This is a genomic window from Salinicola peritrichatus (assembly GCF_003206715.1).
GTDB classification, from domain to species: Bacteria; Pseudomonadota; Gammaproteobacteria; order Pseudomonadales; family Halomonadaceae; genus Salinicola; species Salinicola peritrichatus.
This window is the reverse complement of sequence record NZ_PZJU01000049.1, coordinates 133,123-147,704: the sequence shown is the minus strand read 5'-3', so window position 1 is coordinate 147,704 and position 14,582 is coordinate 133,123. Positions and strand designations below refer to the sequence as shown.

The window sequence follows — 14,582 nt, the reverse complement described above, 5'->3', positions numbered from 1 at the left end:
GATTGTTAAAGAGCGGTGCCGGCGGCTGTTGTCGTCGCCAGCGGATGCGTACTTTACGGACCTCGAAGGCGCTTGGCAAGCCCTATCGCAAGAAAATTTTCGGGTTGTCATCAGGAGGTCATCGACTGGCCGAAGTGGCACCCGTCATACCTGGCGTCAGATAGTCCAAATGTCCATGAATGCCGCCACCGAGGTCGCTTCCAGGCGAGCCTGATCCTGGCACAGCGAGAAGATCCGCTCGCAGCGCCCAGCCGGGAAGCGTGTGGCCAGATTGCGCTGGAACTTCTTCTCCAGCAGAGGAATCCCCTCCGCACGGCGGCGGCGATGACCGATGGGATACTCTACCGCCACCTGGTCGGTATGACTGCCATCCTTGAAGAAGACTTGGATTGCATTGGCGATGGAGCGCTTGTCGGGTTCCAGATACTCACGGGAATAGCGCTCGTTCTCGACGATCTCCATCTTGCCGCGCAGGCTGTCGATGATCGGATGCGCGTGGTGGAACGCGTCCTCATAATGCTCGGCGGTCAGGTCTCCAAACGCCAGCGGCACCGCAATCATGTATTGCAGGCAGTGATCTCGGTCGGCGGGATTGGCCAGTTCGCCTACCTTGGAGATGATGCGAATCGCCGATTCATGCGTGGTCACCACGATGCGTTCGATCTCGTCCAGACGATTGCGAACCTGCGGATGCAGGATCACGGCCGCCTCGGCCGCGGTCTGGGCATGAAACTCCGCCGGGAAGCTGATCTTGAACAGCACGTTTTCCATCACATAGGTGCCGTATGCCTGAGCCACCCGGAACCGACGCTCGGGCACCGGCTTGATCGCCTGGTCCTTGTTGGTCTTGCTGAACAGCACGTCGTAGAAGCCCCATTGCGGCGCCGAAAGCACACCGGGGACGCCCATCTCGCCGCGCATGGCGATATCGGCCAAACGCACCGCCCGAGAGGTGGCATCCCCCGCCGCCCAGCTCTTGCGCGAACCGGCATTGGGCGCATGACGATAGGTGCGCAGACTTTGTCCATCGACGAAGGCGTGGGACAGCGCCGAAAGCAGTCGCTCGCGATCGGCCCCCATCAGCTTGGCGATCACCGCGGTCGAGGCGACCTTGACCAGCACCACGTGATCCAGCCCGACACGATTGAAGGAATTCTCCAATGCCAGTACGCCCTGGATCTCGTGGGCCATGATCATCGCCTCGAGCACATCGCGCATGGTCAGTGGCGGCTCGCCTCGCGCCAGCCGCTGCTGCGAGAGATGATCGGCTACCGCCAGAATGCCGCCGAGATTGTCCGAGGGATGGCCCCACTCCGCCGCCAACCAGGTGTCGTTGTAATCCAGCCAACGGATGATGCAGCCGATGTCCCAAGCCGCCTTGACCGGATCCAGGCGTAGTTGCGTTCCCGGCACCCGTGCGCCATGCGGCACCACCGTGCCTTCGACGATTGGCCCCAGATGCTTGGTGCATTCCGGAAAGCGCAGCGCCAAGAGACCACAGCCCAGGGTATCCATCAGGCAATTGCGGGCGGTATCCAGCGCCTCCTGGCTGTCGACACGATAGCCGAGCACGTAATCCGCGATGGCCTGCAGCTCGGNNATCGGCACCCAATCGCGCTTCTCCGGCCCGACGTAATCCGCACTGGGGCGGATGATGCGGTTGTTGGCGCGTTGCTCGAAAACGTGGGCGCACCAGCCGGTCAGCCGTGAACAGACGAAGATCGGGGTGAACAACTTGGTCGGTATGCCCATGAAGTGATAGGCACTGGCATGGTAGAAATCGGCATTGGGAAACAGCTTCTTCTCGCGCCACATGACCTCGTCGACGCGTTCGGAAACCGTATAGAGATGCGTATCGCCGACATCGTCCGCCAGCCGTTTCGCCCACGCCTTGATGATCGCGTTGCGCGGATCGGACTCACGATAGATGGCATGGCCGAAGCCCATGATCTTGTCCTTGCGCTCGAGCATTTCCAGGATCCGGCGCTCCGCCTCGTCCGGGCTCGACCAGTGGCTGATCATCTCCATCGCCGCCTCGTTGGCACCGCCATGCAGCGGCCCGCGCAACGAGCCGATGGCGCCGGTCACGCAGCTATGCAGATCCGACAGCGTCGAGGCGCACACTCTTGCGGTGAATGTCGAGGCGTTGAACTCATGCTCGGCATAGAGGATCAGCGAGACGTTCATCGCCCGGGCATGCAGATCGGAGGCGGGTTTGCCGTGCAGCAAATGCAGGAAGTGGCCGCCAACCGAGACGTCGTCGGTCTCGGTCTCGATGCGCTCGCCGTAGTGCGAATGCCGATACCAGTAGTTGAGGATCGACGGCATGACGGCCAGCAGGCGATCCGCGTGGCGCTGCTGATCCTCCATGCGCTGCTCGGTCTCCAGGTTGCCGAGCATCGAAGTCCCGGTACGCAGCACGTCCATGGGATGGGCATCCGAAGGGATCTGCTCGAGTACCCGCTTGAGCGGATCGGGCAATCCGCGTGAACGCTTGAGCAACGCGATGTAGTCGTCGAGTTGCTGCTGGTTGGGCAGATCGCCTTTCAACAGCAGGTAGGCGACCTCCTCGAAGCGGGCATTCTCCGCCAGCTCCTGGATGTCATAACCTCGATAGGTCAGCCCGGAACCACTCTTGCCTACCGTGCACAACCCGGTCGTGCCCGCGCTCTGCCCACGCAATCCGGTGCTTTTGGTCATTTCCGCCATGTTGCCTCCCCGCTCAGCTACGCCCTTTCTCGAACAGCGCGTCGAGCTTGCGTTCATAAGCGTGATAGTCGAGAAACTCGTAGAGCTCCTCACGCGTCTGCATCATGTCGACGACATCGCGCTGATGCCCCTTGGCATGAATGTCCTGATAAACCTTGAGCGCCGCGGCGTTCATGGCCCGAAACGCCGACAGCGGATAGAGCACCATCCGGCAGCCGACCTCCGCCAGCTCCTGCTGGGTGAACAGCGGCGTGGCGCCAAACTCGGTGATGTTGGCCAGAATCGGCGCATCGGCGCCCTCGCAGAAGGCGCGATAGTCGTCAAGGGTATGCACCGCCTCGGCGAAGATCGCATCGGCACCGGCGGCGATACAGGCATTGGCGCGCTCGATCGCCGCCTCGAGCCCCTCTTTCTGAAAGGCATCCGTGCGCGCGATCAGGTAGAAATCGTCGTCCAGCCGGGCATCCGCCGCCGCCTTGATGCGATCGACCATCTCCGCCTGGGACACGATCTCCTTGTTGGGCCGGTGACCACAGCGCTTTTGCGCCACCTGATCCTCCAGATGCACGGCCGCCACGCCGGCCCGCCCCATCTCCTTGATGGTCCGGGCGATATTGAAGGCCCCGCCCCAGCCGGTATCGATATCGACCAGCAGCGGCAGTTCGCAGGCGCCGGTGATACGACGCGCATCCTCGGCCACGTCGTTGAGCGTGGTCATTCCCAGGTCGGGCAGGCCGAAGGAGGCGTTGGCCACGCCACCGCCGGAAAGATAGATCGCAGGGTGGCCGACCGTTTGCGCCATCATCGCACTGTAGGCATTGATGGCACCGACGATCGGCAGCGGACGATGGGTCTCGAGTGCTGCGCGGAAACGCGCGCCGGGGCTCGGCTGGCTCATGTTGCGCTCCTGGAAGTTTCGGGTTCGATGGGCTGGGCGTCGTCGGCCTGGCTTTCCAGCGCACGCGCATAACTGGCCGCGACGTTCTCGCGGGATGCGCTGACGTGGCGGCGCATCAACAGCTCGGCGAGTTCGGCGTCCCCCGACTCGATCGCATCGACGATACGATGATGCTCGATGAATGCCTGGTGCGGACGGGTACCACTGGCGCTGAACTGGGTGCGGTAGAGACGCACCAGGTAATAGAGGTCGTCGCACAGGATCGTCATCAGCATGCGATTGTGACTGCCCTGCACGATGCGATAGTGAAAATCGAGATCGCCCTCGCGCTGGTAATAGGCCTCGCCACTGGCGAGATCGTCCTGGCGCTCGTGGACTGCCAACACGTCGCGCAGCCCGGCGATCTCTTCCGGCGTCATGTGCTTGGCCGCCAGACGCGCCGCCATGCTTTCCAAGGCCTCGCGCACGTCGAACAGTTCCAGCAGCTCCTCCATCGACAGCTTGACCACGCGCGCACCGACATGCGGCACCCGCTCGATCAGGCGATAGGTCTCCAGCCGGCGCATCGCCTCGCGCAGGGGGCCGCGCGAGATCCCATAATGGGACGACAGCTCGGGTTCCGTTATGCGCGTGCCCGGCGGCAACTCGCCGCGCACGATCGCACGCTGCAACTGGTGAAAGACACGCTCCGCCAAAGTCCGCACGGCGGGCAATTCAGCGTCATTGTCGAGAGTCGGTGTGACGTAATCGGCCATGGATTGTTAACAATTAAAGGAATATAGGGTCATATTAGGACCGATGCGAAGTCGGAGCAATCAAAAAAGCCCCGCATTCGTCGCACTTTAGTCTAATCTGTAAAAACGCTCGAAACCAAGTTGTCGACAATGGGTTGTCTGCACAAGAAAGGGCTCCATACTGCGCGTTTCGACGCGGCCCGGATCAGGCCCGTCACGGCAAGCGCAGGCCGGCTCGCCTGGGCCAGCCGGATTCGAGGTAAAGACCTCGCTCATCCAGATCGCTCCCGATACACTCGCCACCAAGCATCCACTTCCCGAACGCACCGGCAAGACGAATACCGCCCTGTCGGCGTTTACCCGATTTTGAGATAGGCTGGCATGGCTAACGCGAGACCGTGGCTCGAGATCGTCGAGCTTCCCTACTCACCGAACCCAGCGTCGTATTTCGAACGCCTGCGACATCGCTCCGGGGCAGTCCTGCTCGATAGCGGCCGCCCTGCCGCACCGGGCGGTCGCTTCGACATTCTCTCGAGCGACCCGCTCTATACGCTGACCATCGATTCCGCCGGTACTCGCTGCGAGCCCTTCTTGCCACTGCCCGTCGGTCGTTTCCAGGCGCAACAGGCGCTGCTGGAGCATGCCGTGGCCAATCATCTACCGCGCATCTCATCCGAGCTGACCAAGCGAACCGAGGCCCTCCCCTTTCTCGGCGGACTATTGGGTTACTGGAGCTACACGCTTGCCGATGAGCACGAGCGAGACCTCGGACATCGCCCGCCGCGCCCCGGCCCGGGGCTGCCCCAGGCTCGGCTGGGCATCCATGACTGGGCCTTGGTTCAGGATCATGCCGCCGAGCGAGCGTTCCTGGTCGCTTCGGCCGAGCGGAGAGAGGCCGTCTTGACTTGGCTCGAGGCGGATTCGCCAGCGCCTGACGACGACTTCTCGTTGGCCACGTCCTTCCGGCCCGATTTCGATCGTGCCGGCTATGGCGAGCGCTTCCGGCGTGTCATCGATTATCTGCATGCAGGCGACTGCTATCAGATCAATCTGACCCAGCGCTTCACCGCACGCTATCGAGGTGACCCTTGGCATGCGTACCGCCGTTTGAGACAGGCCACGCCGACGCCGTTCGGCGGTTACCTGGCTCATGGTGACCAGGCGATATTGTCGCTGTCGCCGGAGCGTTTTCTCAGCGCGGTCAATGGCGAGGTCGAGACCCGGCCGATCAAGGGCACCCGTGCTCGCGGCGCGACTGCCGAGGAAGATATCCGACTGGCCCGGGAGCTTCAGCGCAGCGCCAAGGACCGCGCCGAAAACGTGATGATCGTCGACCTGCTGCGCAACGATCTCGGACGCGTCTGCCGCCCCGGCAGTGTTCATGTGCCCCAGTTGTGCGGTCTCGAAAGCTATGCCAACGTGCATCATCTGGTCAGTGTCGTACGCGGCGAGCTGGCAGCGCGGACCAAGCCACTGGAGCTATTGGCCGCCGCCTTTCCCGGCGGGTCGATCACCGGCGCTCCCAAGCGCCGCGCGATGCAGATCATCGACGAACTCGAACCGAGTATCCGAAGCGTCTATTGCGGCAGCCTGGGTTACGTCGACCGTCGCGGCCGACTCGACACTTCTATCGCCATTCGCACCGTGGTGGCGGATGGCGACACCCTGCACATCTGGGGCGGCGGCGGCCTGGTCGCCGATTCAGACGAAGATGCCGAGTACCACGAGACGCTGACCAAGATCGGGCGTCTGATGCGGGCTCTCGAAACGTAACGGCTGGGGCATCGATGATTCCCGATACCAACGCGTTGGATTACCCTGCTCCTTCGTCTTACCAGCTCGAGCGCTCCCGTCATCTTGAAAGCCACGACTTCATCCGCCACCGATATCCGACCACGTAGCACCGTCGACCGTTATCTGGCGCGTCAGCGGCGTCAACGCTGGCTGATCGCCGTGACGACAGTGGCCACGCTGACGACCCTGCTGATCGATATCGCCACTGGGCCGGGGCCTTACCCGCTTTCCGCGGTCCTGCACGCGCTGGTGCTTCCGGGGGAGGTTCCCCGGATACTGCAAGTGGTGGTATGGGATGTCCGGTTACCCGTCGCGCTGATGGCGATCGTGGTCGGTGCCAGCCTGGCCATCGCCGGCGCCGAGATGCAGACCCTGCTCAACAACCCGCTCGCCGACCCGTTCACGTTGGGCATCTCGTCGGCAGCGAGCTTCGGCGCGGCCCTGGCCATCGTGCTCGGTCTCGGAATCGTGCCGCTGGCCGGCACGCTACTGGTCACCGGCAACGCCTTCGCGCTGGCCATGCTCGCCTCGCTGATGATCTGGGGGCTCAGCCGGTTGCGTGGCGTCAGCATTCAAACCATGGTGCTGATGGGCATCGCGATCATGTTCTTCTTCAACGCCCTGTTGGGCGTCTTGCAGTACGTCGCCTCGGCACAATCCCTGCAGCAACTGGTGTTCTGGTCACTGGGCAGCTTGAGTAAAGCAAGCTGGACAAAGGTCGGCCTGGCGATGCTGGCACTGCTGGTGACGCTGCCGGTCTTCGCTCGGTCGCACTGGCGCCTGACCGCGCTGCGCCTGGGCGACGTCCAGGCCAAGGCGATGGGTATCGACGTCGGGCGCCTGCGGCTGCGCATGTTGCTGTGCTGCGCGCTGTTGTCGGCGACGGCGGTGGCGTTCGTCGGCACCATCGGTTTCGTGGGCTTGGTCGGGCCGCATATCGCGCGTCTGCTGGTGGGTGAGGATCAGCGCGTGTTCCTGCCGATGTCGGCACTGACCGGCGCCCTGATCCTGTCGCTGACCTCGATTCTCTCGAAGACCCTGGTCCCCGGCATCCTGTTGCCGGTCGGCATACTTACCGCCCTGATCGGCCTGCCCTTCTTCGTCTCGCTGATCTTGCGCTCACGCAGGGAGCTGTGGGGATGACCCTCACCATCGACCGGCTCGACTGCCGTCTCGGCAATCGCCGAATACTTCACGGCCTGTCAGGGCTCCGGGCCCGCGCGGGAGAGATCACCGCACTGATCGGTCCCAACGGCGCGGGCAAGTCGACGCTGCTCAAGGCGGTTGCCGGCATCGAGAAGGCCAGCGGCGACATCGTCCTCGAGAATCGGGCCATTGGCACTCTATCGATCGAACAGCGTGCCGGCCGGCTTTATTACCTGCCGCAGGAGATCGGCTCGCGTGCCGCGCTCAACGTGTTCGAGGCAGTCTTGTTGGCCCGTAGAACGCAGGTCGCCGAATCCCCGGCCGAGGCCATGGACGCGGTCGACCAGGCGCTCTGCTCCCTGGAGCTGGATTCGCTGGCCGAACGCGAATTGGCGGTATTGTCCGGTGGCCAACGCCAGCGTGTGGCGATCGCCCAGGCGATCGTGCGCCAGCCGCGACTGCTGATGCTCGACGAACCGACCAGCGCGCTCGATCTCCATCATCAACTGCAAGTGCTCGACTATCTGCAACGACTGGCGCGCCGGAAGCAACTCGTCGTGGTGATCGCGATCCATGATCTGAACCTGGCTGCGCGCTTCGCGGACCATATCTGGATCCTGCAGTCCGGCGAGCATATCGCCAGCGGCGCGCCCGGCGAAGTGCTGACGACGGAACGCCTGCGCCAGGTCTACGCCATTACCGCCCATGTCGAGTGGCCGGTCGATGAACCACCGCGCGTGACGCCGCTGGCGGCCATACGCCAGTTGGGCAGTAATAACGGAATCGCTTAAGCAAAATACCATTGTAGATAATTTGGTTATATATCCATCTAACCAAACGGTATTGGTCGTCGATGGGCGAGCGTTGCTAGAGTGGCAGCCATCCCACGCAACGTCGCACGATTGCCATCTGCTTACCGGGCAATCGTCCGCATTAGGAGCCCCGCATGGCGTTCGATCTCGACACGCTCAATCGTGAAATCGGCCACGATCCGTTGGCCATCACCGAGTTCGCCTTGGGTCTGGACCAGAAGGCGATCTGCACCACCAATTTTCGTCCTTTCGAAGCGGTCATCCTGCACCTGGTAACGCGGGTCCGCCCGGACATCCCCATCGTTTGGATGGATAGCGGATACAACACCCCGGCGACCTATCGTTTCGCCGATGAACTGACGCAGCGGCTCGACCTCAACCTGAGCATCTATCATCCGCGTCGTTCGCGCGCTCATCGCGAGTCAGTGGAAGGCCCCACGCCGGACATCGATGATCCGCGCCATGCAGCCTTCACCGAGGAGGTCAAGCTCGAGCCCTTCCGTCGCGCGCTCGCCGAAACCGCGCCGGACGTCTGGTTCACCGCCCTGCGCGCCGAGGACACCCCGGAGCGTTCGCGCATGCAGCCGCTGTCACGCAACGCCGACGGTCTGTTGAAAGTGGCTCCGGTGCTGCACTGGACCGCCAAGCAGATGTACCAGTACCTGCAGCAGCACGATCTGCCCAACAACTTCGACTACTTCGACCCGACCAAGGTGGAAGCCAAGCGCGAGTGCGGCCTGCACCTGCAACACTGAGGGCCACCCGGCAGAACCCAAAGCCCGCTGCAGTTGATGAACTGCGGCGGGCTTTTCGTTGGCATCTCACCAAAGCGCGCTACGCTACAGCACCGGCAGTTCGATGTCCTTGAACAACTCGGCCTCGTGCCGCGGACCTGCCGCCAGCGCTGCCTCGACGGTATCGCGATCGAGATGCGGCGCCATGCGCTTGACGAAGTCGTACATGTAGGTGCGCATGAAGGTGCCGCGGCGAATGCCGATCTTGGTGGTCGAGCTCGCGAACAGGTGCGAGGCATCCACCGCGACGAGGTCGCTGTCGGCAACCGGATCGACCGCCATGTGCGCGACGATACCGACCCCCAGCCCCAACCGCACGTAGGTCTTGATGACGTCGGAATCCGCCGCCGTGAGCACCACATTGGGAGTCAGGTCACGGGACTTGAAGGCGTCGTCGAGCTGGGAACGTCCGGTGAAGCCGAATACGTAGGTCACCAGCGGATGCTCCGCCACGCGCTCCAGGGTCAACTCTCCCGTGGCCAGCGGGTGTCCCTGGGGAACCAGGATACAGCGATTCCAGCGGTAGCACGGTAGCAGGACGAGGTCGTTGAACAGCTCCAGCGACTCTGTACAGATGGCGAAATCCGCCGTGCCTTCGCTGACCATCTGCGCGATCTGCTTGGGCGTGCCCTGCTGCATGTGCAGCGCGACGTCCGGGTATTTCTGTCGGAATTCGCCGATCACGCCGGGCAGGACGTAGCGCGCCTGGGTATGCGTCGTGGCAATGGCCAGGCTGCCCCGGCGCTCGTCGCTGTGCTCCTGCGCGACGTGCTTGATGTCATCGACGGTGCGCAGCACCTTGCCGGCCAGATCGACGATCGCCTCGCCCGCCGGAGTGACCCGGGTCAGATGCTTGCCACTACGCGCAAATATCTCGACGCCCAGTTCGTCTTCCAGGAGACGAATCTGCTTGGAAATTCCGGGTTGCGACGTGAACAAGCTCTGGGCGGTCGCCGACACGTTGAGTTGATGGCGAGTCACCTCCCAGATATAGCGCAACTGCTGGAGCTTCATGTGCGACCTCGTGGCATGTCGATGCGGCAATAACGGCATAAAAAACGGATTAGCCATTACTTTACGCAATAAGTCTCGAGGCGTGAAGTCTCCGCACGCCCCTATGTTGAGGTATGAAAAACCCGGCTTTAATAACCTAGCGCTATCGTTACGATAACCAGTGATATTTGCCACCACCCGGTCCAAGGGCTAACATCGCCCCCATATGCTCGCGAAGAGCGCAATGTCTACAGGAGTACGTCATGTCCAACAATGTCGATGTCACCAATGCGAACTTCGAGCAGGAAGTGCTCAAGGCCGACAAGCCGGTGCTGTTGAAGTTCTGGGCTCCGTGGTGTGGCCCCTGCAAAATGATGGCTCCGGTGGTCGACGAAGTCGCCAGCGAGAAGGCCGATGAACTGAAGGTCGTCAGTGTCAACGTCGACGACGCGCCGGAGATTGCCTCCGAGCACGGCGTGCGCGGCGTGCCGACGGTAATGTTGTTCAAGTCCGGCGCCAAGGTGGCGTCACTGGTCGGCGCACAATCCAAGTCTCAACTGACTCAGTTCATCGAGCAGAACGGCTGAAACCTTCAGCCCGAGACCGGATACGATCGAGCCGCGCTTCTTTGAGCGCGGCTCTTTTCGTCCAGCCTGGCGTTTCATGCAGCCTACCTATTCGAGCTCTTCTTCCAGCTCGTCCAACGCTTTCTGCGTCTTGCGCTGACGCCGCCGCCGACGCTCGGAAGGGCCCAGCATCTTGGCGATCCAGCGGGTTTCGGGGTGGCTGTCGAGGGCGATCTTGAGCGTCATCGTCAACGGTACCGACAGCAGCATTCCCACCGGCCCCAGTATCCAGCCCCAAACCACCAGCGACAAGAACGCCACCAGCGTGGACAGCCCCATGGTCCGCCCCATCACTCGCGGCTCGATCAAATTGCCGAGTATGAAGTTGATCACGAGATAGGCGCCCGACAACATCAGCGCCTTCACCACCCCGCCATCCGGCAGCGCCAGCGTAAGCAGCACCGGCGGCACCGCCGCGATTGCCGACCCGATGTTGGGAATGTAATTTAGGATGAAGGCCAGCGCGCCCCACAGCAGCGCGAACTGTACGTCGAGGATCCAGCACGAAACGGTGACCAGCACGCCAGTGATCAGACTGATGACGGTTTTCACCGCCATGTAGCGCTTGAGGTTGTAGCTGAACTCGGTAACCCGCTCGAGGCTGGGGCCGGGGTTGGTCAGCGCCCTGGCAACCTTCTGGCGAAAATCCAGCGTCTCGAACAGCATGAAATTGACCAGCAGCAATATCACCAGGCTCTGCGAGAGCACCAATCCCAGTCCACTCAGGAAATCCGCCATCCAGCTCTGATCACCCGAGCCGTCGAGCATCTTGGAGAGTTCCTGCGGCGAGATCGACAGCCCCTGGTTGGCCAGCCATTCCAGCAGCGTCAGATAGTGCCCCTGCAACTCTTTCTGCATTTCCGGCCAGCCATCCATGAACATGGTGAAGCTGTTGCCCAGCAAGGTACCGAACAGCGCCAGCAATCCGCCCAGAATCAGCAGCGTGATCAGTACCGCGGCATAGGAGTTGAGGCCTCTACGATGAAGCCAGTGCACCGGCGAGGCGCAGATTACGGCAATGAACAGCGACAGCAGAATGGGAATGATCAAGCTTTCCGCTGCGCGCATACCGGCAATGATGATCGTCAGCGATGCCAACGTCAGCATCAGATGAAAAGGGACGTTTCTGAATGAGGGTTCCTGCCTGGAAGACATGGTCGACCACCTTGTGACACATCCTGTGTGGTTGCGACCTTAACACGATCTCCAGCAGGCTTCGCCGCCTTGGGGGGGGTGCCGATTCATGCACGGCCGCGCCGGAGCCGTCGGAAAAACACTCCCGAACCGGCTCGCGCCAGTCGGGAGCGGGAAATCACAATGCCCGGAATCAACCGTAGCGACCGGTGATGTAATCCTCGGTCCGTGACTCCTTCGGCTGGGTGAAGATCTTGGTGGTATCGTCGCACTCGATCAGGTTGCCCAGATACATGAAGGCGGTGATGTCGGAGATCCGCGCCGCCTGCTGCATGTTGTGCGTGACGATGACGATCGTATAGTCCTTCTTGAGCTCGTTGATCAAGTCTTCGATATAGCCGGTCGAGATCGGATCCAGTGCCGATGTCGGCTCGTCGAGCAGAATCACTTCCGGCTTCACGGCAATCGTGCGAGCGATACACAGACGCTGCTGCTGACCGCCGGACAGCGCCTGCCCACTCTGCTTGAGCTTGTCCTTGACCTCCTCCCACAGTGCCGCCTTGCGCAGCGCCCACTCGACCCGCTCTTCCAGCTCGCGGGCGGACAACTTCTCATAGAGACGAATACCGAAAGCGACATTGTCGAATACCGACATCGGAAACGGCGTCGGTTTCTGGAATACCATGCCGATACGCGAGCGCAGCAGGTTCAGGTCGACACCGGAATCGTAGATATCGTGATCGTCGAGCAGAATCTGGCCCTCGGTATGGATTCCCTCGTAAAGGTCGTGGATGCGGTTGAAACACCGGATCAAGGTCGACTTGCCGCACCCCGAAGGGCCGATGAATGCCGTTACCTGTCGCTCGGGAATCTCCATTGAGATCTGCTTGAGCGCGTGGAACTTGCCGTAGTAGAGGTTCAGATCCTTGACGCGTAACTTGGACGCCGTTCGCGAGCGTGCCGTGGCCTCGGCGGGCTCGGCGTCGCGTTCGGCGTTGAAATGAAGATCGACGGTCATGGCGGTCTCGCAGCTAGAAGTCAGGAACGCTGGCGCGAGAAGTAACGCGCCGCGATGTTGAGGATCAGAATGGCAGCGGTCAGGATCAACGCGCCCCCCCAGGCCAGGGCAACCAGGTCGGGAATGAACGCATTGATCGTCATGTTCTGATAGATGGTCATCGGCAGGTTGGCCATTTCGTCACCCAGCCGGAAGAAGTTCCACTGATTGGAATTGAGCGAGGTGAACAGCAGCGGTGCCGTTTCGCCGCTGATGCGGGCGAAGCCGAGCAGGATCCCGGTGATGATGCCGGCGCGGGCGCCGCTGTAGCAGACGCGAACGATGATCCACCAGCGATGCGCCCCCAACGCCGCCGCGGCTTCTCGCAACGAGTTGGGGATCAGGCGCAGCATGTCCTCGGTGGAACGGATCACTACCGGCACAATGATCACCGTGAGCGACAGCACGCCGGCCCAGCCGGAGAAGTTGCCCATTGGCACGACCACAACGGCGTATATGAACAGACCGATGATGATCGACGGTGCCGACAGCAGGATGTCGTTGATGAAGCGGATCACCTTGGCCATCCATCCCTTGCCACCGTACTCGGCCAGCCAGGTGCCGGCAGCCACACCGATGATGGTTCCCAGCACGGTTGCCACCGAGGTCATCAGAACGGTGCCCCAGATCGCATTGCCCAACCCACCACCGCTCATACGCGTACGTTCAATGAAAATCGATGGCGACAACGCACTCAGGCCCTTGGTTACCAAAGTGAAGAGAATCGCGAACAGAAATAGGAACCCGACCAGCGTGGCGGCGACACACGCCCCCATGACCAGCTGATTGAAAAGCTTGCGACGGCGATAGAGCGAAGTCGTTTGAATATTCATGGTTGGCTTTCCCATCGCATCAGGCATGGCGGCCGGTGCTGTTGCGCAACAGATACCGCGCAATGGCCAGCACGACGAAGGTAATCAGGAACAGAATCAGGCCCAATGCCAGCAGTGCCGAGCGCTGGGTACCGTCGGATTCGGAGAACTGGTTGGCAATCAACGCCGCGATCGAGGTCCCCTGCCCGGTCAAGGTGGTGTTCAGGAACAGGTTGTTGCCGATGACGAAGGTCACCGCCATGGTTTCACCCAGGGCACGCCCCAGCCCTAGCACCACGCCGCCGACCAGTCCCGTCTTGACCGACGGCAGGATGACCTGACTCGCCACCTCCCAGGTGGTACAACCCAGGCCATAGGCGGACTCACGCATCACGGCGGGTACGGTATTGATCACATCACGGCTGACCGCCGTAATGAACGGGATGATCATCACCGCCAGGATGATACCCGCCGTGGCCAGTCCGGTGCCGGCGGGAAAGACAGTGGGGAACCAAGTGCGCAGCAACGGCGCCAGCACTTCCATGCCCCACATGCCGTAGATGATCGAAGGGATTCCCGCCAACAGCTCGATCAATGTACTGAGCGGTTGACGCAAGAACCCGGGGCATCGCTCGGTCAGGAAGATGGCGATACCGAAAGAGACAGGAACCGCTATGACGATGGCAATGAATGACGTCAGCAGGGTCCCGTAGATAGCCGGCAAGGCACCGAAGATCTCGACATTGGCGGCCCAGCGATTCTCGGTGAAGAAATCCAATCCGAAACGTTGAAGTGCCGGCCAACTGGAAGCAATCAACGACGCGATGATCGCCCCGAGCAGCAGTAGCACCGCGAAGGCAAAAACGAACAGCGTGCGCTCGAACAACACGTCAATGCGCGCCTTGCGCTGCAATCGTTTGCGGGTAGCTTCGCTCAAGCGCCCCAAGCCGCTGTCGGTTTGAATCGCGTTGGTGGCCATGTCAATTCCTCGTCGGCTTGCCACAGTACCGTCGTTGCAACGGTATTCAATACAACTCCGCGACGGGAGCGGGAATCCGCTCGCCGTCGCGGCC

The 14,582-nt window shown here is 61.8% G+C and carries 13 protein-coding genes; 5 read left to right on the top strand and 8 right to left on the bottom strand.

What is annotated here, in order from left to right:
* Nucleotides 1-156 precede the first annotated feature (156 nt).
* The 3 genes from prpD to DOM57_RS17130 are packed head-to-tail and all read right to left on the bottom strand — an operon-like array spanning nt 157 to nt 4,362.
* A complete protein-coding gene (prpD, locus tag DOM57_RS22775) occupies nt 157-2,700 on the bottom strand; it encodes a 2-methylcitrate dehydratase (protein ID WP_420820239.1) in 2,544 nt (847 codons plus the stop codon).
* Nucleotides 2,701-2,722: 22 nt separating this feature from the next.
* A complete protein-coding gene (gene prpB, locus DOM57_RS17135) occupies nt 2,723-3,607 on the bottom strand; it encodes a methylisocitrate lyase (RefSeq protein ID WP_110650400.1) in 885 nt (294 codons plus the stop codon).
* Nucleotides 3,604-4,362, bottom strand: a complete 759-nt coding sequence (locus DOM57_RS17130; protein ID WP_110650399.1) for a GntR family transcriptional regulator — start codon at nt 4,360-4,362, stop codon at nt 3,604-3,606. Before DOM57_RS17130 ends, prpB begins: the two co-directional genes overlap by 4 nt.
* A 360-nt stretch (nt 4,363-4,722) precedes the next feature.
* Here DOM57_RS17130 and pabB point away from each other — a divergent pair, with 360 nt between their 5' ends.
* From pabB to DOM57_RS17110, 4 genes are all read left to right on the top strand, one after another.
* The gene (gene pabB, locus DOM57_RS17125) at nt 4,723-6,114 is read left to right on the top strand and encodes an aminodeoxychorismate synthase component I (protein WP_110650398.1); all 1,392 of its coding nucleotides are present in this window, start codon (nt 4,723-4,725) and stop codon (nt 6,112-6,114) included.
* Nucleotides 6,115-6,198: 84 nt separating this feature from the next.
* Nucleotides 6,199-7,278 (top strand): FecCD family ABC transporter permease, encoded by a 1,080-nt coding sequence (locus tag DOM57_RS17120; protein WP_204353014.1) that lies wholly within the window; start codon nt 6,199-6,201, stop codon nt 7,276-7,278.
* Nucleotides 7,275-8,072 (top strand): ABC transporter ATP-binding protein, encoded by a 798-nt coding sequence (locus tag DOM57_RS17115; RefSeq protein ID WP_110650397.1) that lies wholly within the window; start codon nt 7,275-7,277, stop codon nt 8,070-8,072. The genes DOM57_RS17120 and DOM57_RS17115 overlap by 4 nt, the downstream gene beginning before the upstream one ends.
* A 155-nt stretch (nt 8,073-8,227) precedes the next feature.
* Complete coding sequence (locus DOM57_RS17110; protein ID WP_110650396.1) at nt 8,228-8,848, top strand: phosphoadenosine phosphosulfate reductase domain-containing protein; 621 nt, start codon at nt 8,228-8,230, stop codon at nt 8,846-8,848.
* An 84-nt stretch (nt 8,849-8,932) separates the two neighbouring features.
* Here DOM57_RS17110 and cysB read toward each other — a convergent pair whose 3' ends face one another.
* The gene (gene cysB, locus DOM57_RS17105) at nt 8,933-9,901 is read right to left on the bottom strand and encodes an HTH-type transcriptional regulator CysB (protein WP_110650395.1); all 969 of its coding nucleotides are present in this window, start codon (nt 9,899-9,901) and stop codon (nt 8,933-8,935) included.
* Nucleotides 9,902-10,143: 242 nt separating this feature from the next.
* Between cysB and trxA the strand changes: the two genes are divergently transcribed.
* Nucleotides 10,144-10,467 carry a thioredoxin gene (trxA, locus tag DOM57_RS17100; protein WP_110650394.1) on the top strand — a complete coding sequence of 108 codons (324 nt, stop codon included), beginning with the start codon at nt 10,144-10,146 and terminating at the stop codon, nt 10,465-10,467.
* A gap of 87 nt (nt 10,468-10,554) precedes the next feature.
* On the opposite strand, the gene DOM57_RS17095 is transcribed toward trxA, so the two are convergent.
* The 4 genes from DOM57_RS17095 to pstC form a co-directional block, all read right to left on the bottom strand.
* The gene (locus DOM57_RS17095) at nt 10,555-11,661 is read right to left on the bottom strand and encodes an AI-2E family transporter (protein ID WP_110650393.1); all 1,107 of its coding nucleotides are present in this window, start codon (nt 11,659-11,661) and stop codon (nt 10,555-10,557) included.
* Nucleotides 11,662-11,833: 172 nt separating this feature from the next.
* Complete coding sequence (pstB, locus tag DOM57_RS17090; RefSeq protein WP_110650392.1) at nt 11,834-12,658, bottom strand: phosphate ABC transporter ATP-binding protein PstB; 825 nt, start codon at nt 12,656-12,658, stop codon at nt 11,834-11,836.
* Between the two features lie 20 nt (nt 12,659-12,678).
* On the bottom strand, nt 12,679-13,530 hold the full coding sequence (gene pstA, locus DOM57_RS17085; protein WP_204353013.1) for a phosphate ABC transporter permease PstA: 852 nt from the start codon (nt 13,528-13,530) through the stop codon (nt 12,679-12,681).
* A gap of 19 nt (nt 13,531-13,549) precedes the next feature.
* Nucleotides 13,550-14,488, bottom strand: a complete 939-nt coding sequence (gene pstC / locus DOM57_RS17080) for a phosphate ABC transporter permease subunit PstC (RefSeq protein ID WP_110650390.1) — start codon at nt 14,486-14,488, stop codon at nt 13,550-13,552.
* Nucleotides 14,489-14,582: the final 94 nt, after the last annotated feature.